Below are 20,656 nucleotides of genomic sequence, written 5' to 3' on the forward strand. Positions count from 1 at the left end.
AGGCAGAAAAAAACCGGCCGCCTTGATGAATTGGGCGGCCGGTTTGCTTTCAGTGCTTTGTTCAGTGGCTGATCAGGCCTGTTTCTTTTTTTGACTTTTGATCGGGCGCTGCAACTTTTTCTGCGGCAGACGGGGCGGTGACTAACTTGATATTCACCGCATTCAAGCCCTTTGGGCCTTGTTTAAGATCAAAGGACACCGGTTGACCCGCCTTCAGTGTTTTGTACCCATCCATATCGATCACGGAGAAATGCGCAAAAAGGTCCTCATCCTTGCCGTCCTCGACAATGAAACCGTAACCCTTGGCATTGTTGAACCACTTGACCTTACCACTAGCCATTCCCATATCCCTCTGCACCAGACTCCATCACTGGAGTATCATCCAGTTTATCCGTCCTAACCCGAATAAATAAGGTTGACTGCGCGGACCTTTTTTACCCACTGTGGGCTCTATTGGTTGTAACACCGATTTGCCGATAGTCAAGGCGACCAGTCGGTCAGAGTTGAAATTCTGACAGCTCGCCCCCACCACTGTAATTGAACCACTGACGAACCTTTCTTTCCATGCATGCAAATAGCCAGATTCGACTAACATTCAATCAGGATCGCCCGGATCAGGAACATGACGACGACGGTTCTGCAGGCATTGCTGTTCAGGAGGCCAAGCCTGCTTTACAGGCACCGCCGATGTACAAGGTGGTTTTGTTCAATGATGACTACACACCGATGGATTTCGTCGTCGAAGTGCTCGAGGTGTTTTTTAACCTGAACCGCGAGTTGGCGACCAAGGTAATGCTGGCCGTTCACACAGAAGGACGGGCAGTATGTGGAGTGTTTACCCGCGACATCGCCGAGACAAAGGCCATGCAGGTCAACCAGTACGCCAGGGAAAGCCAGCATCCGCTACTCTGTGAAATCGAGAAGGACGGTTAACGCCGACCACTTGGGTATGAGGTGAAGCTATGTTAAACCGCGAGCTCGAAGTCACCCTCAATCTTGCCTTCAAGGAGGCTCGTTCGAAGCGTCATGAGTTCATGACCGTCGAGCACCTTTTGCTGGCACTTTTGGATAATGAAGCTGCCGCCACCGTTCTGCGTGCGTGCGGCGCCAACCTCGACAAACTCAAGCATGATCTGCAGGAGTTTATCGACTCCACCACGCCACTGATCCCCGTGCATGACGAGGACCGCGAGACCCAGCCAACCCTGGGCTTCCAGCGGGTATTGCAGCGTGCTGTCTTCCACGTACAGAGCTCCGGTAAGCGTGAGGTCACAGGCGCAAACGTGCTGGTGGCAATTTTCAGCGAACAGGAAAGCCAGGCCGTGTTTCTGCTCAAGCAGCAGAGCGTTGCCCGTATTGATGTCGTCAATTACATCGCCCACGGTATCTCCAAGGTGCCCGGGCACGGCGATCATTCCGAGGGTGAGCAGGATATGCAGGACGACGAGGGCGGTGAGTCTTCTTCTTCAAGCAACCCGCTGGATGCCTATGCCAGCAATCTCAATGAGATGGCGCGACAGGGGCGGATCGATCCGCTGGTCGGGCGTGAGAGCGAGGTCGAGCGTGTAGCGCAGATTCTCGCGCGGCGTCGCAAGAACAACCCGTTGCTGGTGGGTGAGGCGGGCGTGGGTAAAACCGCGATTGCCGAAGGCCTGGCCAAGCGCATTGTCGACAACCAGGTGCCGGACCTGCTGGCCAACAGCGTCGTCTACTCTCTTGACCTGGGCGCACTGCTCGCCGGGACCAAGTACCGTGGCGATTTCGAGAAGCGCTTCAAGGCGCTGCTCGGCGAGCTGAAAAAACGCCCGCAGGCGATCCTGTTCATCGACGAGATCCACACCATCATTGGTGCTGGTGCGGCCTCCGGTGGGGTGATGGACGCCTCCAACCTGCTCAAGCCATTGCTGTCTTCGGGTGATATCCGCTGCATCGGCTCCACCACCTTCCAGGAGTTTCGCGGCATTTTCGAAAAAGACCGTGCCCTGGCGCGACGCTTCCAGAAAGTCGACGTGTCCGAGCCTTCGGTTGAAGACACCATTGGCATCCTGCGTGGGCTCAAGGGGCGTTTTGAAGCGCACCACGGCATCGAGTACACCGATGAGGCCCTGCGTGCGGCGGCCGAGCTGGCGTCGCGCTACATCAATGACCGGCACATGCCGGACAAGGCCATCGACGTGATCGACGAGGCGGGCGCCTACCAGCGCCTGCAGCCGGTCGAGAAGCGTGTGAAGCGTATCGATGTGCCTCAGGTCGAGGACATCGTGGCGAAGATCGCGCGGATTCCGCCAAAACACGTCACCAGTTCCGACAAGGAGCTGCTGCGTAACCTGGAGCGCGATCTCAAGCTCACTGTGTTCGGTCAGGATGCGGCGATCGACTCGCTGTCCACGGCTATCAAATTGTCCCGCGCGGGCCTCAAGTCGCCGGACAAGCCGGTCGGTTCGTTCCTGTTCGCAGGGCCTACCGGCGTCGGCAAGACCGAGGCGGCGCGGCAGTTGGCCAAGGCCATGGGTATCGAGCTGGTCCGTTTCGACATGTCCGAGTACATGGAGCGTCACACAGTGTCGCGCCTGATCGGTGCGCCGCCGGGCTATGTCGGTTTCGATCAGGGCGGCTTGTTAACCGAGGCGATCACCAAGCAGCCGCATTGCGTACTGCTGCTCGATGAAATCGAAAAGGCTCACCCGGAAGTCTTCAACCTGCTGTTGCAGGTCATGGATCACGGGACGCTGACCGATAACAACGGGCGCAAGGCGGACTTCCGTAATGTGATCGTGATCATGACCACCAACGCCGGTGCCGAAACTGCTGCGCGAGCGTCTATCGGCTTCACGCATCAGGATCACTCTTCCGATGCAATGGAAGTGATCAAGAAGAGCTTCACGCCGGAGTTCCGCAACCGTCTGGACACCATTATCCAATTTGGTCGCCTCAGCCATGAGGTTATCAAGAGCGTGGTGGACAAGTTCCTCACCGAGCTTCAGGCGCAGTTGGAAGACAAGCGCGTGCAGCTGGATGTGACGGAAGCGGCTCGCAGTTGGATCGCAGAGGGCGGCTACGATGCGGCAATGGGCGCACGCCCAATGGCGCGTCTGATCCAGGACAAGATCAAGCGGCCGCTGGCCGAAGAGATCCTGTTCGGCGAACTCTCCGATCATGGCGGCGTGGTGCATATCGACCTGAAGGACGGCGAGCTGACCTTCGAGTTCGAGACCACGGCAGAAATGGCCTGATCGTTCTGCAGCAACACAAAAGGCGCCGAAAGGCGCCTTTTTGCTGACTTGAAATGCAATTCTCAGAACAATGGAGATCCAATGTGGGAGGGGGCTTGCTCCCGATAGCAGTGGTTCAGCAACAGATTAGTTGCTTGGCCCACTGCTATCGGGAGCAAGCCCCCTCCCACAGGGATTTGTGTTGTTGGGGCAAATGGCGCACACACAAAAACGCCCGGCATAACCGGGCGTTTTGTATTGACTTGCTTAGCGAGCGCGGTAAGTGATGCGCCCTTTGCTCAAGTCATAGGGCGTCAGCTCGACGCGCACTTTGTCACCGGTAAGAATACGAATGTAGTTCTTGCGCATCTTGCCGGAGATATGCGCGGTTACGACGTGCCCATTTTCCAACTCCACACGAAACATGGTGTTGGGCAGGGTGTCGACGACAGTGCCTTCCATTTCGAAGCTGTCTTCTTTCGACATGCAGTAAAGCCCTCGGTATCCAGTGAATGGCCCGGTGCAACTGCGCCAGGCAAAAGCGGCGTGCATTGTGCCCGAAAAAGAGGGTTCAAGCCAAGGGGTTCTAGTTAAGTGTGACCCATCTTTGATTAATCAGCAGCTCAATGGGCCGATATTGGGTCTTGTAGTTCATCTTTTTGCAGTTCTTGATCCAGTATCCGAGGTACACCGCTTCCAGTTCCAGGCGCAGCGCTTCACCTATTTGCCAGAGGATCGCAAAGCGCCCGAGGCTGCGGCGTTCCTCTTCGGGTTCATAGAAGGTGTACACCGCCGACAGGCCGTTGGGCAGCAGGTCGGTCACCGCCACGGCCAGCAGCCGTCCATCGAGGCGGAACTCGTAGAAGCGCGAGAACGGCAGGTCACGTACCAGGAAGGTGGAAAACTGATCACGGCTGGGCGGGAACATGTCGCCATCGGCATGGCGTTGCTCGATGTAGCGCTGATAAAGATCGAAATACTCTTCGCTGTACTGCGGCTTGACCGCGTTTACCGTCAGGTCGGCGTTGCGTTTGAGGATGCGTTTCTGATTGCGATCGGGCAAAAATTGCGCGGCAGGGATGCGCGCCGGCACACACGCGTTGCAATTCTGGCAGTGAGGTCGGTACAGATGATCGCCGCTGCGCCGAAACCCCATCTCCGAGAGGTCGGCGTACACATGCACGTCCATCGGCTGGCTGGGATCGAGGAACAGCGTGGTGGCCTGCTCATCGGGCAGATAGCTGCAAGAGTGGGCTTGAGTGGCATAGAACTTCAAGCGCGCCAGCTCGGTCATGATCAACCCTCGGGATAAGCTTTGGAATAAGTGTAAGCCAGGTAGGCGAAAGTCGCCTACGAAACCCACGGTCCAGAGCTGGGTTGGTCCAAATGCTTGCGCAGCAAGTCAGCGAAGTCGCTGCGCGGTATGGCGCGGGCGCCCAGGCTGTGCAGGTGGTCATTGGGCATCTGGCAGTCGATCAGCACGAAGCCCCACGCCTGCAATTGACGGGTCAATGTGGCGAAACCGAATTTCGAGGCGTTGTCGGCGCGGCTGAACATGGATTCGCCAAAAAACAGCTGGCCCATCGCCAGGCCATACAGGCCACCTACCAGTTCGCCCTGGTCCCACACTTCCACGGAGTGGGCGTAGCCGCGCTTGTGCAGCGCCAGGTAGGCGTTCTGGATGCCCTCGGTGATCCAGGTGCCGTCCGCGTAGGCGCGCGGTGCAGCGCAGGCCTGGATGACGGCGGCGAAATCCTGGTCGAACGTCACGGTATAACGCTGTTGGCGCAGTAGTTTGCCGAGGCTGCGGGACACATGCAGTTCGTCGGGGAAGATCACCGTGCGTGGGTCGGGTGACCACCAGAGGATAGGCTGGCCTTCGGAGAACCACGGAAAGCAGCCATGGCGATAGGCCTGGATCAGGCGTTCGGCCGACAGGTCTCCACCGGCGGCGAGCAGGCCATTGGGTTCGCGCATGGCCTTGGCCAGGGGCGGGAAAGTCAGGTTGTCGCGTTGTAACCAGGTCAGCATGGCATCCAGGCTTATGGAAGGGGAGGGGAGTGGCAGGCAAGGCGTCTGCCGCACAAGCGTTGATTATTGTCGACCCGGCGCCAAGGGGCCAGCCCGATTAAGCCGTGAGGCCGGATTAGCATGAGCGGGTGTTTCTGCAACTCTGCGCATAAGGCGCGGTCGTAATCGGGGCTGGCACATGCCAGCCATTTGCCAAGTTGGCCTGGATTGCCAGATACAGCTCATAAGCCTTTGTCAGCAAAGGCAATGCATGCTCAAATTGAACAGCCTTTGACACTTCGATTGCCAAGGCTGCCAGGTGGAGGGCAAGTGTGTGGCATCGCGCACGCAAACCCGTACAATGCGCCCATTGTGGCGTTATCGCCATTTCACCTATCCGTGACCTGGTGTTAAAAGTAGATTCAGCAACATACGTTCATTTTTCAGCTGCTCGGGATAGGGCAGTCATGTGTAGTCATTCAACAGATGGACGCGCTAAAGGCGCAGGAAAAGACCCGTTTTGAAGAAATCCGCCGCAGCACCTAAAGCAGCAGTCGTACCGGCCTGGCGCCAGCACCTGCATTACCGACTCAAGGAAGGCGCACTGATTGCCATCGGTGCCCTGTGCCTGTTCCTGATGATGGCCTTGCTCACCTATGGCAAGGACGATCCAGGCTGGAGCCATAACAGCAAGATCGACGACGTGCAGAATTTCGGTGGGCCGGTAGGGTCCTACAGCGCCGATATCCTGTTCATGATCCTGGGTTATTTCGCGTACATTTTCCCGCTGCTGCTGGCGATCAAGACCTGGCAGATCTTCCGCCAGCGTCACGAGCCGTGGCAGTGGAGCGGCTGGCTGTTTTCCTGGCGCCTGATCGGCCTGGTGTTCCTGGTGCTGTCCGGCGCGGCGCTGGCACATATTCACTTCCATGCGCCCACCGGTCTGCCGGCGGGTGCGGGCGGGGCGCTGGGCGAAAGCCTCGGTGACCTGGCGCGCCGCACGCTGAATATCCAGGGCAGCACCTTGATGTTCATCGCGCTGTTCCTGTTCGGCCTCACGGTGTTCACCGACCTGTCATGGTTCAAGGTGATGGACGTGACCGGCAAGATCACCCTCGACCTGTTCGAATTGTTCCAGGGCGCTGCCAACCGCTGGTGGGCCGCCCGTGTCGAGCGCAAGCAAATGGTTGCCCAACTGCGTGAGGTGGACACCCGCGTCAACGAGGTGGTGGCCCCGAGCACGCCGGATCGGCGCGAGCAGGCCAAGGTCAAGGAGCGCTTGATCGAGCGTGAGCAAGCCCTGAGCAAGCACATGTCGGACCGCGAGAAGCAGGTGCCGCCGGTGATCGCGCCGGCACCGCCCAAGGCGCCGGAACCCAGCCATCGTGTGCAGAAAGAGAAACAGGCTCCGTTGTTCATCGACAGCGCCGTGGAAGGCACCTTGCCGCCGATCTCGATTCTTGACCCTGCTGAAAAGAAACAGCTCAATTATTCCCCCGAATCCCTGGCGGCCGTCGGCCATCTGCTGGAAATCAAGCTCAAGGAGTTCGGCGTCGAAGTGTCGGTGGATTCGATCCATCCCGGCCCGGTGATTACCCGTTACGAAATCCAGCCGGCCGCCGGTGTCAAAGTCAGCCGCATTTCCAACCTGGCCAAAGACTTGGCCCGTTCCCTGGCCGTGACCAGCGTTCGCGTGGTGGAAGTGATCCCGGGCAAGACCACCGTGGGTATCGAGATTCCCAACGAAGACCGCCAGATCGTGCGTTTCTCCGAAGTGCTGTCGACCCCCGAGTACGACAATTTCAAATCGCCGGTCACCCTGGCCCTCGGCCATGACATCGGCGGCAAGCCGGTGATCACCGACCTGGCGAAAATGCCTCACCTGCTGGTAGCCGGTACCACCGGTTCCGGTAAGTCGGTGGGTGTGAACGCAATGATCCTGTCGATCCTGTTCAAGTCCGGGCCGGATGACGCCAAGCTGATCATGATCGACCCGAAGATGTTGGAGCTGTCGATCTACGAAGGCATTCCGCACCTGTTGTGCCCGGTGGTTACCGACATGAAGGACGCCGCCAACGCCCTGCGTTGGAGCGTTGCCGAGATGGAGCGCCGCTACAAGCTGATGGCCAAGATGGGCGTACGTAACCTGTCGGGCTTCAACGCCAAGGTCAAGGAAGCCCAGGACGCCGGCGAACCGCTGACCGACCCGCTGTACAAACGCGAAAACATTCACGATGAGGCACCGCTGCTGACCAAGCTGCCGACCATCGTGGTGGTGGTCGACGAATTCGCCGACATGATGATGATCGTCGGCAAGAAGGTCGAAGAACTGATCGCGCGTATTGCCCAGAAGGCACGTGCCGCCGGGATTCACTTGATCCTCGCGACTCAGCGCCCGTCGGTGGATGTGATCACCGGTCTGATCAAGGCCAACATCCCGACACGCATGGCGTTCCAGGTATCGAGCAAGATCGACTCACGGACCATCATCGACCAGGGTGGCGCCGAGCAGCTGCTGGGCCACGGTGACATGCTCTACATGCCGCCGGGCACCAGCCTGCCGATTCGCGTTCACGGTGCCTTTGTGTCCGATGACGAAGTACACCGCGTGGTCGAAGCCTGGAAACTGCGCGGCGCCCCGGAATACAACGACGACATCCTCGCAGGCGTCGAAGAGGCCGGCAGCGGTTTTGACGGTGGCAGCGGCGGTGGCGACGATGATGCCGAAACCGACGCGCTGTACGATGAGGCCGTGGCCTTCGTGCTGGAAAGCCGTCGCGCCTCTATCTCCGCAGTGCAACGCAAGTTGAAAATCGGCTACAACCGCGCTGCCCGCATGATCGAAGCCATGGAACACGCCGGCGTCGTCACTGCAATGAACACCAACGGCTCGCGTGAAATCATCGCCCCCGGGCAGATGCGCGACTGACCCCGGTGCCGCGTGGTAACACGCGGCACCGCCCTGACTACTCAATGAGGACTCCCATGCGCTTTATCCGCATGCTGTTGTTGCCGGCACTGGCCTTGACCGCTGTTTCGGCTCACGCTGATGAACAGGCCGTAACGCGCCTGACCGGACTGCTGAATGACTCCAAAACCCTGACCTCGCGCTTCTCCCAGTTGACCCTGGATGCCGGTGGTACTCAATTACAGGAAACTGCCGGTGAAATGGCCGTGCAGCGTCCAGGGCTTTTTTATTGGCATACCGAGGGTAAGGCTGAGCAGACCATCGTTTCTGATGGCCAGAAGGTCACCTTATGGGACCCGGATCTAGAGCAGGCCACGATCAAGAAGCTCGACCCGCGCTTGAATCAGACGCCGGCGTTGCTGTTGTCGGGCGATGTGTCGAAAATCAGCGATAGCTTTGACATCACTTCCAAGCAAACCGGTGACGTAATGGATTTCACCCTCAAGCCGAAAGCCAAAGACACCCTTTTCGATAGTCTTCGCCTTTCGTTCCGTGGCGGTTTGATCAATGACATGCAACTGGTCGACAGCGTGGGTCAGCGCACCAATATTCTGTTCACCGGCGTCAAGGCCAACGGCGTTGTGGATGCATCCAAGTTCAAGTTCGACATCCCCAAGGGTGCCGACGTGATCCAGGAATAACCTGCCGAGAGGTTTCAAGCGCTGCCCATGGATCTGTTTCGAAGTGACCCGATTGCCCAGCCCCTGGCCGCACGCTTGCGTTCGACCAACCTGGATGAGTACGTCGGTCAGGAACACCTGCTCGCTCGCGGCAAGCCCTTGCGCGAAGCGCTGGAGCAGGGCGCGCTGCACTCGATGATTTTCTGGGGCCCGCCGGGCGTGGGCAAGACCACCCTGGCGCGGCTGCTGGCGAAAGTCTCGGATGCCCACTTTGAAACGGTCTCGGCGGTGCTTGCCGGGGTCAAGGAAATCCGCCAGGCGGTGGAAGTCGCCAAGCAGCAGGCCGGCCAGTACGGCAAGCGCACCATCCTGTTTGTCGACGAAGTGCATCGCTTCAACAAGTCGCAGCAGGATGCGTTCCTGCCGTATGTTGAAGACGGCACCTTGATCTTTATCGGCGCCACCACTGAAAACCCTTCGTTTGAACTCAACAACGCCTTGTTGTCGCGAGCGCGTGTCTACGTGCTCAAAAGCCTGGACGAGGCGGCGATGCAAAAGCTGCTGCAGCGGGCCTTGAATGAAGACAAGGGCCTGGGCAAGCGCCATCTGAGCGTCAGTGAAGAAGGCTTCAAGATCCTGCTCACCGCCGCAGATGGCGATGGCAGGCGTTTTCTCAACCTGCTGGAAAACGCTTCGGACCTGGCTGAAGACGGCGGTGAAATTGGCGTCGATCTGCTGCAAAGCCTGCTGGGTGATACGCGCCGGCGCTTCGACAAGGGCGGTGAAGCTTTCTACGACCAGATTTCCGCGCTGCACAAGTCCGTGCGCGGCTCCAACCCGGACGGTGCGCTGTACTGGTTCGCACGCATGATCGACGGCGGTTGCGATCCGTTGTACCTGGCCCGTCGCGTGGTGCGCATGGCCAGCGAAGACATCGGCAATGCCGACCCGCGAGCCCTGAGCCTGTGCCTGGCGGCCTGGGAGGTGCAGGAGCGCCTCGGCAGCCCGGAAGGCGAGTTGGCGGTGGCCCAGGCCATCACCTACCTGGCCTGCGCACCGAAAAGCAACGCGGTGTACATGGGCTTCAAGTCGGCGCTGCGAGCGGCGGCTGAACATGGTTCGCTGGAAGTGCCGATGCACTTGCGCAACGCGCCGACCAAACTGATGAAGCAGCTGGGTTACGGTGACGAATATCGCTACGCTCATGACGAACCGGATGCCTATGCAGCCGGCGAAGACTACTTCCCCGATGCTCTGGAACCGTTGCCGCTCTACCAGCCAGTGCCCCGTGGGCTGGAGCTGAAGATCGGCGAAAAGCTCAACCATCTGGCCCAACTCGACCGTCTCAGCCCCCGTCAGCGGAGAAAGTAGTGCTCAAGACGATTCTTGCCGTGTCCGCAGCCGGCATCGCTGGTACATTATTGCGTTTCGCCACCAGCACCTGGGTCAGCGCCCAGTGGCCGAAGCATTTTTATGCGGCGACCCTGGCAGTCAACCTGGTGGGCTGTTTGATTATCGGGCTGTTGTACGGCTGGTTCCTGTTGCGCCCGGAAGTGCCGATTGAAATTCGCGCCGGCTTGATTGTCGGTTTTGTAGGCGGTCTGACGACCTTTTCATCCTTTTCACTGGATACGCTGCGGCTGCTGGAAAGCGGGCAGGCCCTGGTCGCCTTCGGGTACCTGGCCATCAGCGTATTCGGCGGGCTGCTCGCCACCTGGGCCGGCCTGTCCTTGACCAAACTTTGATAACGAGAGACCGACATGCTCGATTCCAAACTGTTACGTAGCAACCTTCAGGACGTAGCGGACCGCCTGGCATCCCGTGGCTTTGCCTTGGATGTTGCGCGCATCGAAGCGCTGGAAGAACAGCGCAAGACCGTCCAGACCCGCACCGAAGCACTGCAGGCTGAGCGTAATGCGCGTTCCAAGTCCATTGGCCAGGCCAAACAGCGCGGCGAAGACATCGCACCGCTGATGGCGGATGTCGAGCGTATGGGCACTGAGCTGTCCAACGGCAAAACCGAGCTGGAAGGCATCCAGACCGAGCTGGACTCGATCCTGCTGGGCATTCCGAACCTGCCCCACGAATCCGTGCCGGTAGGCGAAGACGAAGACGGCAACGTTGAAGTACGCCGCTGGGGTACGCCCAAAGCCTTCGATTTCGAGATCAAGGACCATGTGGCCCTGGGCGAATTGACCGGCGGCCTGGATTTCGAGACCGCGGCAAAAATGTCCGGTGCCCGTTTCGCTTTGCTGCGTGGCCCGATCGCCCGTATGCACCGTGCGCTGGCGCAGTTCATGATCAACCTGCACACCGGTGAGCATGGCTACGAAGAAGCCTACACCCCGTACCTGGTCCAGGCGCCGGCGCTGATGGGTACCAGCCAGTTGCCGAAATTCGAAGAAGACCTGTTCAAGATCACTCGCGACGGCGAAGCCGATCTGTACCTGATCCCGACCGCCGAGGTGTCGCTGACCAATATCGTCGCCGGCGAAATCCTCGATGCCAAGCAACTGCCGTTGAAGCTGGTTGCCCACAGCCCGTGCTTTCGTAGTGAAGCCGGCGCATCGGGTCGCGATACGCGCGGCATGATCCGCCAACACCAGTTCGACAAGGTCGAGATGGTGCAGGTGGTCGAGCCGTCGACTTCCATGGAAGCCCTGGAAGGCCTGACCGCCAATGCCGAACGCGTTCTGCAACTGTTGGAGCTGCCGTACCGCGTACTGGCGCTGTGCACCGGCGACATGGGCTTCAGCGCTGTGAAGACCTACGATTTGGAAGTGTGGGTACCGAGCCAGGACAAGTACCGCGAAATTTCGTCGTGCTCCAACTGCGGTGATTTCCAGGCCCGTCGTATGCAGGCGCGTTTCCGCAACCCGGAAACCGGCAAGCCGGAGTTGGTGCACACCCTTAACGGTTCGGGCCTGGCCGTAGGCCGTACCTTGGTGGCCGTGCTGGAAAACTACCAGCAGGCTGACGGTTCGATCCGTGTACCTGAGGTGCTCAAGCCGTACATGGGCGGCGTTGAGGTCATCGCCTAAATGGAATTTCTGCCGCTGTTTCATAACCTGCGCGGCAGTCGAGTGTTGGTCGTCGGTGGTGGGGAGATTGCCTTGCGCAAATCCCGGCTGCTGGCCGACGCCGGTGCGTTGCTGCGGGTGGTTGCTCCCCAGATCGAAGACCAGTTGCGTGAACTGGTACTGGGCAGTGGCGGGGAACTGATTTTGCGCGGTTATCAGGAGGCTGACCTGGAGGGTTGCACCCTGATCATCGCGGCAACGGACGACGAGCCGCTGAACGCGCAAGTGTCCAGTGAGGCCAAGCGCCGTTGCGTGCCGGTCAATGTTGTAGATGCGCCGGCCTTGTGCAGCGTGATCTTCCCGGCGATTGTCGACCGTTCGCCGTTGGTGATTGCGGTGTCCAGCGGCGGCGACGCGCCAGTGCTGGCGCGCTTGATCCGCGCCAAGCTGGAAACCTGGATTCCGTCCACCTACGGCCAATTGGCCGGTTTGGCCGCGCGTTTTCGCGCCCAGGTCAAAGGTTTGTACCCGGATGTGCAGCAGCGCAGGGCGTTCTGGGAAGAGGTGTTCCAGGGGCCGATTGCCGACCGTCAACTGGCCGGGCAGGGCGATGAAGCTGAGCGCCTGTTGATCGAAAAGGTCAATGGCGCGCCACCTTATGCACCCGGCGAGGTGTACCTGGTGGGTGCAGGCCCGGGTGACCCGGATTTGCTCACTTTTCGCGCCCTGCGCCTGATGCAGCAGGCCGACGTGGTGCTGTACGACCGTCTGGTGGCGCCGGCGATCCTGGAACTGTGCCGTCGTGATGCCGAGCGGGTTTACGTCGGCAAGCGGCGTGCCGACCACGCGGTGCCTCAGGATAAGATCAACCAGCAACTGGTCGACCTGGCCAAGCAAGGCAAGCGCGTGCTGCGCCTCAAGGGCGGCGATCCGTTCATTTTTGGGCGCGGTGGTGAAGAGATCGAGGAATTGGCGGCCCATGGCATCCCGTTCCAGGTGGTGCCAGGGATCACGGCGGCCAGTGGTTGTGCCGCGTATGCCGGGATTCCGCTGACGCACCGTGACTATGCGCAATCGGTGCGCTTCATCACCGGGCACCTGAAGAACAATACGTCGGATCTGCCCTGGCAGGACTTGGTCGGGCCGTCGCAGACCCTGGTGTTCTACATGGGCTTGATTGGCTTGCCGATCATTTGCGAGCAGTTGATCAAGCACGGGCGCTCGGCGGACACACCGGCGGCTTTGATCCAGCAGGGCACCACTTCCAACCAGCGTGTGTTTACCGGCACCCTGGCGGACTTGCCGCGCATGGTGGCGGAGCATGAAGTACATGCGCCGACGCTGGTGATCGTGGGTGAGGTGGTGGTGTTGCGCGAGAAGCTCAAATGGTTCGAAGGGGCTCAGTCTCAGGTCTGAGCCTTAAAAGCATCGGGAGCAAGCCCCCTCCCACATTTTGGTTTGTGAACACAGTCAAAATGTGGGAGGGGGCTTGCTCCCGATGAGGCCATCAAATACAACCGATAATCCAGATCAGCTAAAGACACCTTTACCTGAAAGTCGCGCCCGATCATGGCTGTTGTCAAACTCTTGCAACGGCCCCTTCGGCACAATCCCCGTCGGGTTGATCGTGCGATGGCTGGCATAGTAATGCCCCTTGATATGGGCAAAGTCCACCGTCTCGGCCACGTCCGGCCACTGATACATCTCCCTTAGCCAATTCGACAAATTCGCATAATCGGCAATCCGCCGCAGGTTGCACTTGAAGTGGCTGTAATACACCGCGTCAAAGCGAATCAACGTGGTAAACAGCCGCACATCCGCCTCTGTCAGGTACTCACCGGCCAGATAACGATGCTGGCCCAGGTGTTGTTCCAAATGATCCAGCTCGGCAAACACATCATCAAACGCACGTTCATACGCCTGTTGTGACGTGGCAAAACCTGCGCGGTATACGCCGTTGTTCACGGCCGGGTAGATACGTTCGTTCAGGGCGTCGATGGTCGGACGCAGCGTGTCGGGATAAAAATCCAGGGTATTGCCGGTCAGCCCGTTGAACGCGTTATTAAACATGCGGATGATTTCCGCCGATTCATTGCTGACAATGCGCTTGAGTTTTTTGTCCCACAGCACCGGCACGGTGACGCGCCCGGTATAGTCGGCCGTATCGGCGGTGTAGCGCTGGTGCATGAAGGCCAGATCGTCCAGTTTGTCACCGCTGGAGCCGTGGGCCTTGTCGAAGGTCCAGCCGTTTTCCAGCATCAACCAGCTGACCACTGACACGTCGATCAGGCTTTCCAGGCCTTTGAGTTTGCGCAGGATCAAGGTGCGGTGCGCCCAGGGGCAGGCCAGTGACACATAGAGGTAATAGCGGCCAGCCTCAGCCTTGAAGCCACCTTCGCCACTCGGGCCGGGCGCGCCATCGGCGGTCACCCAGTTGCGGCGTTGTGCCTGTTCCCGTTGGAAAGCGCCATCTGCGCTACTTTCATACCACTGGTCTTTCCACTGTCCTTCAATCAGCAAACCCATGACTGGCTCCTTGGCTGTTAAACGTTGGAGTCCAGTCTAAAGGGATGAGTTCGAACTAAAAGCGCAAAGACCGGGGGTGAATGATCGACTAAATCGATTTATCCCGTGCGTCCCAGTATTGCTGGGCCAAATCGAAGGCCTGTTGCCGCGGGTGGCCGAGACCGCGCAACGCCAGGGCCATGGTGGCGATCAGCGCCAGTTGCGGGTAGCTGTCCTCGGCTTCGCCGCGCCACAACGCTTTCAACTGTTCAGGCTCAAGCGTCGCCGGTTTGACGTGACGCTGGGCGGAGAGCGCGGGCCACTCTTCGTCCCAACTCTGGCCGCCGGTGGTGCCATACAGGTGACTGAGGGTGTCGGGGTTGATTTCAATCTCGCCGCCGTCGCCCTTGACCACGATCACATTGTCCCCGAGCAGGCCGCTGGCATCGCGGTGCACGCCCTGGTAGCCCGGGTGGAAAATGCTTTGCAGGCCGCAGCGCGCATTCAGCGGGTTAAGCAGCCGCGCCAGGGAATGAATGGGCGAGCGCAGGCCGAGGGTGTTGCGCAGGTCGATCATGCGTTGCAATTGCGGCGCCCAGTCGCCCAACGGGATAAAGGCCAGGTTGCCCTGCTCGAAGGCGCTTCCCACCTGCTGCCAATTGCGGCACAGCGGGATCTGCAGCGTCTCCAGCAGTTGCTCGGTGTACAGCCGGCCCGCCGTGTGGGCACCGCCGCCGTGCATCAGAATGCGCACGCCGTTTTGCGCCAGGCACTTGGCCGCCAGCAGAAACCACGGCAGATGGCGCTTTTTGCCGGCGTAAGTCGGCCAGTCGATATCCACGTTCAACGCCGGTGCATCCAGGCGTTCACGTACCGCTTCGGTGAAACCGGCGAGTTCTTCCGGGCTTTCTTCTTTGTGACGCAGCAGCATCAAAAAGGCGCCGAGCTGGGTGTCTTCGACCTTTTCGTCGAGCAACATGCCCATGGCTTGCCGCGCTTCCTCGCGGGTGAGGTTGCGTGCGCCGCGCTTGCCTTTGCCGAGGATGCGTACGAACTGGGCAAAAGGGTGCTCTTCGGGCGTGTTGAGGGTCAAGGGGGCGAAGTCGGTCATAAGCAATTCGTCGGCCTGGGCAGGCCCGCCAACTTGGCGGCGAGTTTGGCGGGAGTGCCGTTGAACAGTTTGTTTAGATGCAGGCTGTTGCCCTTTTCCGGGCCCAGTTTCAAGGCGGTGTACTTGATCAGCGGGCGTGTGGCAGGGGACAGCTGGAATTCGGTATAGAACTGGCGCAGCAGCTTGAGGATTTCCCAGTGATCCGCGGTCAGCTCCAGGGCTTCGGCAGCGGCCAGGGCGTGCGCCACCTCATCGGACCAGTCATTGAGGTCGACGAGGTAACCGTCCTTGTCCAGTTCGAGGCTGCGTGTGCCGACGGTCAGGGTGTTCATAGCCAGGTGTTGACCTTGTCGTAGTCGATCGACAGTTGCACGAAACCTGGATAATCCACGCTGTCAGCCCAGTCGGGAAGCGGCAGGTTGCGCGCCTGCATGTCTTCGGCCAGTACAAAGACCTTCACGCCTTTGCTTTGCAGGGCGGGCGTGTGCAGCGCGTAGGCACCGTCGCCACACAGCAGGATTGCGTCCTGAGCGCCGCAGATGCGCAGGCAGCTGTCGAGGCGGCTGTCGGTAAAGGGAGAGTGAGACACCACATGTAGAGTCGACATCAGAGGGTAATCACCTGGTCGTAACGATTAATCAGCTCGCAAATGGCTTGGCTGTGCAGCGTCTGCGCATTGGCGGGCGGCAGCAACCCGCGTGCGGACAGGCTGTGGCCGCAGGCGAACACGTCATCAATGCCGAACAGGCCCAATGCCTGCAGGTTGGCGCTCAGGTCTTTTTGTTGCACGGCCTTGGCGGCCTGATGCGGCGCCAGCTGGAACACACCGTCATCCAGAAACAGCAGACCAATGGGCAGATCAAACGCGCCACCAGCCAGCACGATATCCAGTGCTTCCCGCGCACTTGGCCCGGACCACGGCGCCTGTCGGCTGATCACCAATAAGGATTTGGACATCTCACGGCCCTCCAAAACAGATCAGGCGGTCGGCATCCTGGATCGCGTCATGCAATTGCCCAAGGCCCGATAACGCCCATGGCGCCTGCAGATTGACCGCGCTGCGTTGATAGCGTGCGGCCTCCTCGGCGTTCAGCACACCACGGCGCAAGGCGGCGGCGATGCACACCACGCCGTCGAGCTGGTGCTGGCTGACAAACTCGCGCCATTGGCGCGCAATGTCTGGCTCGTCCTGGGGCGCTACGATGTTATTGGACGCGCTGTACACGCCATCCTGATAAAAAAACAGCCGCACAATCTCATGCCCGCCCGCCAGCGCTGCTTGTGCGAACAGCAGGGCGCGGCGCGAGGAGGGCGCGTGGGCGGCGCTATACAGTGCAATCGCGAACTTCATGGGAGACTCTGCCAACAAACGTCGGCCAATGATAAAGCCGCCGCCGCGAAAAAGCCCGCCGTGATCAAAACGGTCACTGTCGCTGATCGTTCTGACGATTGCCGGCAGGCGCAAGGCTGCCTAGTCTGTGGGGATTCGCAACCCGGATGGAGTCCGTATGTCAGGTCCCTTGGCGTCCCTTAAAGTGCTGGATTTTTCCACCTTGCTGCCTGGCCCGTTTGCCTCGTTGATGCTGGCAGACATGGGCGCCCAGGTGCTGCGTATCGAATCGCCCACGCGCATGGACCTGTTGCGGGTGTTGCCGCCCCATGACCGCGGTACCTCGGCGAGCCACGCGTATTTGAACCGCAACAAGCGCAGCCTGGCCCTGGACCTCAAGCAGGCCGAGGCGGTGGAGATCGTGCGTGAGCTGGTCAAGGGCCATGACATCCTGCTCGAACAGTTTCGCCCTGGGGTTATGGAGCGCCTGGGGCTGGGTTATGAGGCGCTGAAGGCGATCAATCCCGGGTTGATTTATGTGTCGATTACCGGCTACGGCCAGACCGGCCCTTACAAGGACCGCGCCGGGCACGATATCAATTACCTGGCGTTGGCCGGTGTGGCCAGTCACACCGGGCGGAGGGACAGCGGGCCGTTGCCGCTGGGCGTGCAACTGGCGGACGTGGCAGGTGGTTCGCTGCATGCGGTGGTGGGCTTGCTGGCGGCGGTGATTGCCAGGCAGCAGAGCGGAGTGGGGCAATACCTGGATGTGAGCATGACCGATTGTTCGTTCAGCCTGAACGCCATGGTCGGGGCTGGCTATCTAGCCTGCGGAGTGGAGCCGGAGTGGGAGAACCATGTACTCAATGGTGGCAGTTTTTACGATTACTATCGCACTCGCGATGGGCGCTGGATGTCGGTGGGGAGTTTGGAGCCGGCCTTTATGCAGCAGTTGTGCGAGGCACTGGGCAGGCCGGAGCTGGCGGCCCACAGCGTGAAGCCAGATCAGCAGGCAGTGCTCAAGCAGGCCCTGCAGGTGGAATTCGAGAAGCGCAGTTTTGAGGAACTGTGCGAGTTGTTCGCCGGGGTGGATGCGTGTGTTGAGCCGGTGTTGAGCCTGGCGGAGGCTGTTGAGCATCCGCAGTTGAAGGCTCGGGCATTGGTCAGCGAGGTGCCCCGGGGGGATGGCTCGACACAAGCGCAATTGGCCTGCCCGCTGAAGTTCTCAGAAGGGTTGCCGGCGCCCAGGCATATTGGGGTGGCGGTGGGGGCGCATAGTGATGAGGTGTTGGTGGAGTTGGGGATCAGTGCTCAGCGGATAGATGAATTGCGTCAGGCCAAGGTTGTAGGTTGACTGAGCCGACGCTTTCGCAGGCAAGCCAGCTCCCACATTTTGATTGCGTTCACAGATCCAGATGTGGGAGCTGGCTTGCCTGCGAAAAGGCCCTCATTCCACCCGAGTTTCCCCGGTGAACACCAGAGTCTGCCGACACCGCCGACACAAATACCGCCGCCCCTGGTTCACCAGGCCATGGCGCTGCGGCGAGAACGGGAAGTCACTGTCCGCGCACGGGCAGCGGTAGATATAACGGGTCACCTGGCGGCGCTTGACCTCATAGGTATGGCAGCGGTCCGGCGGCAATTCGTAAACCCCACGCATGATCAACTGCCATTCCTCGCCATGGGGCTGTATACGCTCGCCAAACAACTGGTGGGCAATCAGGTGCGCCACTTCGTGGGCCACGGTTTGCTTGAGAAAATGCTGGCTGTTTTCACGGTACAACTGAGGGTTGAAGCGCAGCAGGTTCTCGTGCAAATGCGCGACACCGGCTTTCTGGCCCCGCAGCTTGAGGCTGACCTGGGGGCGTTTGAAGCTTCGTTTGAAAAAGGATTCGGCTTGCAGGAAACAATCTTCGACGCGGGTATTGAGTTGCTCGGGCATGCTGTACAAATCTCCAGAGACGCCCAGTATGCCGCAAAGCAGGGTGTTTCCGAATCTGTCAGGCGCCGAATGGTCATGCATAACGCATAAAGCCACCTTGCGGTGGCCTTGCCTGCGGGTTGAGTTGCCTAGTTGGTGTAGATGGGCCCTACGCCCAGGCCCCAAACAATCACGGTAAACGCCATGATCGCCACCAGTACCACCAGGCCCACGGCCAATACCGAACTGGAAAACAGGAAGCCTTCGTCCGGGTCGATACTCATGAAGGTCGGCAGCCCCACATACAGCAGGTACACCGTGTAGCAAATGGCCGCCGTGCCGACCACCATGCCCAGCCACATATGCGGGTAGAGTGCCGCCAGCCCGCCGACAAACAGTGGTGTTGCGGTATAGGTGGCGAAGGCCACGCAGCGTGCCATGCTGGGGCTGGCGTCGTAGGTGCGGGCCATCCAGTGAATGAACGCGCCCATCACCGCCACGCCGCCAAGCATGGCCGCGTACGACATGAGCGTCATCCACAGTGCGCTTTCCTGGGTCAACATCACCGGCGCCCGGTTGCCGATGACCCAGCCAACCTGGGTGGTGCCGATAAAGGCGGACACGGCGGGGATCGCCGCGAGAATCAGGGTGTGAGTAAGGTACATGTGGCCGATACTTTCTTCTTTATCGCCACGGATTTCCCGCCATTCCTGGTCGGGATGGGTAAAAAGCCCCACGACGTGATGGATCATGCCAGTCACTCCTGTCGTTATTACCATCGCCCCCCATCGGAGCGCCCACCGGCCAGATGGCCTGAAAGGTCTGGATATGTGTGCGACCTCAAGTCGCAGTATAGGAAGGGATGACCGGAATAACTGTAGGGCCTTTAGAGCAAATTGCGCTGTAAACAGGGCGCTTAATCGCGGTGGGATCTGTCAAATGTGGGAGGGGGCTTGCTCCCGATAGCGGTGTGCCAGGCACTACAAGTGCTGGCTGATGCACCGCTATCGGGAGCAAGCCCCCTCTCACATTGAATGTAGGTACTCGACATCGCTAAAATACCCGGCTTTTCGTCACACACCTTCAGCGGATCCAAGCGCCATGGGCACTCTTACGGTCAACCAGAACAAACTGCAAAAACGCCTGCGTCGCCTGGCCGGTGAAGCGGTCGCCGATTTCAACATGATCGAGGACGGCGACAAGGTCATGGTCTGCCTCTCTGGTGGCAAAGACAGCTACACCATGCTCGACGTATTGCTGCACCTGCAAAAGGTCGCGCCGATCAAGTTCGAGATCGTGGCGGTGAACATGGACCAGAAGCAACCCGGCTTCCCCGAGCACGTATTGCCGGCCTACCTCAAGGAATTGGGCGTTGAATACCACATCGTCGAGAAAGACACCTACTCGGTGGTCAAGGAACTGATCCCGGAAGGCAAGACCACCTGCTCGCTGTGCTCACGCCTGCGCCGTGGCACGCTCTACACCTTTGCCGACGAGATCGGCGCGACCAAGATGGCCCTGGGTCATCACCGCGATGACATCGTCGAGACCTTCTTCCTGAATATGTTCTTCAATGGCTCGCTCAAGGCCATGCCGCCCAAGCTGCGCGCCGATGACGGGCGCAATGTGGTAATCCGCCCGCTGGCGTATTGCAACGAGAAGGACATCCAAGCGTACTCCGACTTCAAGCAATTCCCGATCATCCCCTGCAACCTGTGCGGCTCCCAGGAAAACCTGCAGCGCCAGGTGGTCAAGGAAATGCTGCTGGACTGGGAGCGCAAGACCCCCGGGCGTACCGAGAGCATCTTCCGCAGCCTGCAAAATGTGATCCCGTCTCAACTGGCTGATCGCAACCTGTTCGATTTCACCAGCTTGAAAATCGATGAGACGGCTGCTTCGCGTTTCGTCAATGTAGTGAACCTCTAAGCCTCGTCGAGGCTCTAGTAAACGGCGCTTGCG

At 59.7% G+C, this 20,656-nt stretch carries 22 protein-coding genes; 10 read left to right on the forward strand and 12 right to left on the reverse strand.

Annotated features, from left to right (window positions below; translation table 11 throughout):
- Positions 1 to 61: 61 nt before the first annotated feature.
- Positions 62 to 346 carry a cold shock domain-containing protein CspD gene (gene cspD, locus TK42_RS14280; protein WP_305888754.1) on the reverse strand — a complete coding sequence of 95 codons (285 nt, stop codon included), beginning with the start codon at positions 344 to 346 and terminating at the stop codon, positions 62 to 64.
- 218 nt (positions 347 to 564) lie between these two features.
- Here cspD and clpS point away from each other — a divergent pair, with 218 nt between their 5' ends.
- On the forward strand, positions 565 to 933 hold the full coding sequence (gene clpS, locus TK42_RS14285) for an ATP-dependent Clp protease adapter ClpS (RefSeq protein WP_005789091.1): 369 nt from the start codon (positions 565 to 567) through the stop codon (positions 931 to 933).
- Positions 934 to 962: 29 nt separating this feature from the next.
- Positions 963 to 3,233 (forward strand): ATP-dependent Clp protease ATP-binding subunit ClpA, encoded by a 2,271-nt coding sequence (clpA, locus tag TK42_RS14290; RefSeq protein ID WP_032880624.1) that lies wholly within the window; start codon positions 963 to 965, stop codon positions 3,231 to 3,233.
- Between the two features lie 246 nt (positions 3,234 to 3,479).
- Here the strand turns inward: clpA and infA are convergent, their stop codons facing one another.
- The 3 genes from infA to aat form a co-directional block, all read right to left on the reverse strand.
- Entirely contained in the window at positions 3,480 to 3,698 is a 219-nt protein-coding gene (gene infA, locus TK42_RS14295) for a translation initiation factor IF-1 (RefSeq protein WP_002553999.1), read from the reverse strand.
- A gap of 100 nt (positions 3,699 to 3,798) precedes the next feature.
- The gene (locus tag TK42_RS14300; protein ID WP_005789087.1) at positions 3,799 to 4,506 is read right to left on the reverse strand and encodes an arginyltransferase; all 708 of its coding nucleotides are present in this window, start codon (positions 4,504 to 4,506) and stop codon (positions 3,799 to 3,801) included.
- A 56-nt stretch (positions 4,507 to 4,562) separates the two neighbouring features.
- Complete coding sequence (gene aat, locus TK42_RS14305; RefSeq protein WP_005789086.1) at positions 4,563 to 5,243, reverse strand: leucyl/phenylalanyl-tRNA--protein transferase; 681 nt, start codon at positions 5,241 to 5,243, stop codon at positions 4,563 to 4,565.
- Between the two features lie 499 nt (positions 5,244 to 5,742).
- Between aat and TK42_RS14310 the strand changes: the two genes are divergently transcribed.
- From TK42_RS14310 to cysG, 6 genes are read left to right on the forward strand one after another with little or no spacing between them, the layout of a single operon-like run.
- Positions 5,743 to 8,151: a DNA translocase FtsK gene (locus TK42_RS14310; RefSeq protein WP_005789085.1), complete on the forward strand. Its 2,409-nt coding sequence runs from the start codon at positions 5,743 to 5,745 to the stop codon at positions 8,149 to 8,151.
- A 56-nt stretch (positions 8,152 to 8,207) separates the two neighbouring features.
- Positions 8,208 to 8,831 (forward strand): outer membrane lipoprotein chaperone LolA, encoded by a 624-nt coding sequence (gene lolA / locus TK42_RS14315; protein WP_032880625.1) that lies wholly within the window; start codon positions 8,208 to 8,210, stop codon positions 8,829 to 8,831.
- A gap of 27 nt (positions 8,832 to 8,858) precedes the next feature.
- Positions 8,859 to 10,181 (forward strand): replication-associated recombination protein A, encoded by a 1,323-nt coding sequence (locus TK42_RS14320; protein ID WP_032880626.1) that lies wholly within the window; start codon positions 8,859 to 8,861, stop codon positions 10,179 to 10,181.
- On the forward strand, positions 10,181 to 10,555 hold the full coding sequence (gene crcB, locus TK42_RS14325; RefSeq protein ID WP_103734503.1) for a fluoride efflux transporter CrcB: 375 nt from the start codon (positions 10,181 to 10,183) through the stop codon (positions 10,553 to 10,555). Before TK42_RS14320 ends, crcB begins: the two co-directional genes overlap by 1 nt.
- A 15-nt stretch (positions 10,556 to 10,570) precedes the next feature.
- Positions 10,571 to 11,851 carry a serine--tRNA ligase gene (gene serS / locus TK42_RS14330; RefSeq protein WP_005789081.1) on the forward strand — a complete coding sequence of 427 codons (1,281 nt, stop codon included), beginning with the start codon at positions 10,571 to 10,573 and terminating at the stop codon, positions 11,849 to 11,851.
- Positions 11,852 to 13,246: a siroheme synthase CysG gene (gene cysG / locus TK42_RS14335; RefSeq protein ID WP_032880627.1), complete on the forward strand. Its 1,395-nt coding sequence runs from the start codon at positions 11,852 to 11,854 to the stop codon at positions 13,244 to 13,246.
- A 114-nt stretch (positions 13,247 to 13,360) separates the two neighbouring features.
- Here the strand turns inward: cysG and TK42_RS14340 are convergent, their stop codons facing one another.
- The 6 genes from TK42_RS14340 to tusD form a co-directional block, all read right to left on the reverse strand.
- Positions 13,361 to 14,356, reverse strand: a complete 996-nt coding sequence (locus tag TK42_RS14340; RefSeq protein ID WP_103734504.1) for a glutathione S-transferase family protein — start codon at positions 14,354 to 14,356, stop codon at positions 13,361 to 13,363.
- Between the two features lie 88 nt (positions 14,357 to 14,444).
- Positions 14,445 to 15,446, reverse strand: coding sequence for a glycosyl transferase family protein (locus TK42_RS14345; protein ID WP_103734505.1), 1,002 nt, complete (start codon positions 15,444 to 15,446; stop codon positions 14,445 to 14,447).
- The gene (locus TK42_RS14350; RefSeq protein ID WP_032880630.1) at positions 15,443 to 15,778 is read right to left on the reverse strand and encodes a TusE/DsrC/DsvC family sulfur relay protein; all 336 of its coding nucleotides are present in this window, start codon (positions 15,776 to 15,778) and stop codon (positions 15,443 to 15,445) included. The genes TK42_RS14345 and TK42_RS14350 overlap by 4 nt, the downstream gene beginning before the upstream one ends.
- On the reverse strand, positions 15,775 to 16,053 hold the full coding sequence (gene tusB / locus TK42_RS14355) for a sulfurtransferase complex subunit TusB (RefSeq protein ID WP_005789074.1): 279 nt from the start codon (positions 16,051 to 16,053) through the stop codon (positions 15,775 to 15,777). Before tusB ends, TK42_RS14350 begins: the two co-directional genes overlap by 4 nt.
- On the reverse strand, positions 16,053 to 16,403 hold the full coding sequence (gene tusC / locus TK42_RS14360; protein ID WP_103734506.1) for a sulfurtransferase complex subunit TusC: 351 nt from the start codon (positions 16,401 to 16,403) through the stop codon (positions 16,053 to 16,055). The genes tusB and tusC overlap by 1 nt, the downstream gene beginning before the upstream one ends.
- Position 16,404: 1 nt before the next feature.
- On the reverse strand, positions 16,405 to 16,797 hold the full coding sequence (tusD, locus tag TK42_RS14365) for a sulfurtransferase complex subunit TusD (protein ID WP_005789072.1): 393 nt from the start codon (positions 16,795 to 16,797) through the stop codon (positions 16,405 to 16,407).
- Between the two features lie 157 nt (positions 16,798 to 16,954).
- On the opposite strand from tusD, the gene TK42_RS14370 reads away from it, so the two are divergent.
- Positions 16,955 to 18,130: a CaiB/BaiF CoA-transferase family protein gene (locus TK42_RS14370; RefSeq protein ID WP_103734507.1), complete on the forward strand. Its 1,176-nt coding sequence runs from the start codon at positions 16,955 to 16,957 to the stop codon at positions 18,128 to 18,130.
- 93 nt (positions 18,131 to 18,223) lie between these two features.
- Here the strand turns inward: TK42_RS14370 and TK42_RS14375 are convergent, their stop codons facing one another.
- Both TK42_RS14375 and TK42_RS14380 read right to left on the reverse strand, forming a co-directional pair.
- Positions 18,224 to 18,718 (reverse strand): SprT family zinc-dependent metalloprotease, encoded by a 495-nt coding sequence (locus tag TK42_RS14375; RefSeq protein WP_003192067.1) that lies wholly within the window; start codon positions 18,716 to 18,718, stop codon positions 18,224 to 18,226.
- A 128-nt stretch (positions 18,719 to 18,846) separates the two neighbouring features.
- Positions 18,847 to 19,449, reverse strand: a complete 603-nt coding sequence (locus TK42_RS14380) for a Yip1 family protein (protein WP_005789070.1) — start codon at positions 19,447 to 19,449, stop codon at positions 18,847 to 18,849.
- 349 nt (positions 19,450 to 19,798) lie between these two features.
- Between TK42_RS14380 and ttcA the strand changes: the two genes are divergently transcribed.
- Entirely contained in the window at positions 19,799 to 20,623 is an 825-nt protein-coding gene (ttcA, locus tag TK42_RS14385) for a tRNA 2-thiocytidine(32) synthetase TtcA (protein ID WP_044274647.1), read from the forward strand.
- Positions 20,624 to 20,656 lie beyond the last annotated feature (33 nt).

It is taken from the genome of Pseudomonas sp. GZJR-8, assembly GCF_002916705.1.
Lineage (GTDB): Bacteria > Pseudomonadota > Gammaproteobacteria > Pseudomonadales > Pseudomonadaceae > Aquipseudomonas > Aquipseudomonas synxantha_A.

What these genes read in the sequence shown, in the direction of transcription:
- clpA (WP_032880624.1), top strand. Translation starts at nt 963, where the DNA reads ATGTTAAACCGCGAGCTCGAAGTCACCCTCAATCTTGCCTTCAAGGAG.
- tusD (WP_005789072.1), bottom strand. Translation starts at nt 16,797, where the DNA reads ATGAAGTTCGCGATTGCACTGTATAGCGCCGCCCACGCGCCCTCCTCG.
- TK42_RS14380 (WP_005789070.1), bottom strand. Translation starts at nt 19,449, where the DNA reads ATGATCCATCACGTCGTGGGGCTTTTTACCCATCCCGACCAGGAATGG.
- TK42_RS14340 (WP_103734504.1), bottom strand. Translation starts at nt 14,356, where the DNA reads ATGGGTTTGCTGATTGAAGGACAGTGGAAAGACCAGTGGTATGAAAGT.
- TK42_RS14345 (WP_103734505.1), bottom strand. Translation starts at nt 15,446, where the DNA reads ATGACCGACTTCGCCCCCTTGACCCTCAACACGCCCGAAGAGCACCCT.
- cysG (WP_032880627.1), top strand. Translation starts at nt 11,852, where the DNA reads ATGGAATTTCTGCCGCTGTTTCATAACCTGCGCGGCAGTCGAGTGTTG.
- infA (WP_002553999.1), bottom strand. Translation starts at nt 3,698, where the DNA reads ATGTCGAAAGAAGACAGCTTCGAAATGGAAGGCACTGTCGTCGACACC.
- ttcA (WP_044274647.1), top strand. Translation starts at nt 19,799, where the DNA reads ATGGGCACTCTTACGGTCAACCAGAACAAACTGCAAAAACGCCTGCGT.
- cspD (WP_305888754.1), bottom strand. Translation starts at nt 346, where the DNA reads ATGGGAATGGCTAGTGGTAAGGTCAAGTGGTTCAACAATGCCAAGGGT.
- aat (WP_005789086.1), bottom strand. Translation starts at nt 5,243, where the DNA reads ATGCTGACCTGGTTACAACGCGACAACCTGACTTTCCCGCCCCTGGCC.
- TK42_RS14370 (WP_103734507.1), top strand. Translation starts at nt 16,955, where the DNA reads ATGTCAGGTCCCTTGGCGTCCCTTAAAGTGCTGGATTTTTCCACCTTG.
- tusB (WP_005789074.1), bottom strand. Translation starts at nt 16,053, where the DNA reads ATGTCGACTCTACATGTGGTGTCTCACTCTCCCTTTACCGACAGCCGC.
- lolA (WP_032880625.1), top strand. Translation starts at nt 8,208, where the DNA reads ATGCGCTTTATCCGCATGCTGTTGTTGCCGGCACTGGCCTTGACCGCT.
- clpS (WP_005789091.1), top strand. Translation starts at nt 565, where the DNA reads ATGCATGCAAATAGCCAGATTCGACTAACATTCAATCAGGATCGCCCG.
- tusC (WP_103734506.1), bottom strand. Translation starts at nt 16,403, where the DNA reads ATGTCCAAATCCTTATTGGTGATCAGCCGACAGGCGCCGTGGTCCGGG.
- TK42_RS14300 (WP_005789087.1), bottom strand. Translation starts at nt 4,506, where the DNA reads ATGACCGAGCTGGCGCGCTTGAAGTTCTATGCCACTCAAGCCCACTCT.
- TK42_RS14320 (WP_032880626.1), top strand. Translation starts at nt 8,859, where the DNA reads ATGGATCTGTTTCGAAGTGACCCGATTGCCCAGCCCCTGGCCGCACGC.
- TK42_RS14350 (WP_032880630.1), bottom strand. Translation starts at nt 15,778, where the DNA reads ATGAACACCCTGACCGTCGGCACACGCAGCCTCGAACTGGACAAGGAC.
- serS (WP_005789081.1), top strand. Translation starts at nt 10,571, where the DNA reads ATGCTCGATTCCAAACTGTTACGTAGCAACCTTCAGGACGTAGCGGAC.
- TK42_RS14375 (WP_003192067.1), bottom strand. Translation starts at nt 18,718, where the DNA reads ATGCCCGAGCAACTCAATACCCGCGTCGAAGATTGTTTCCTGCAAGCC.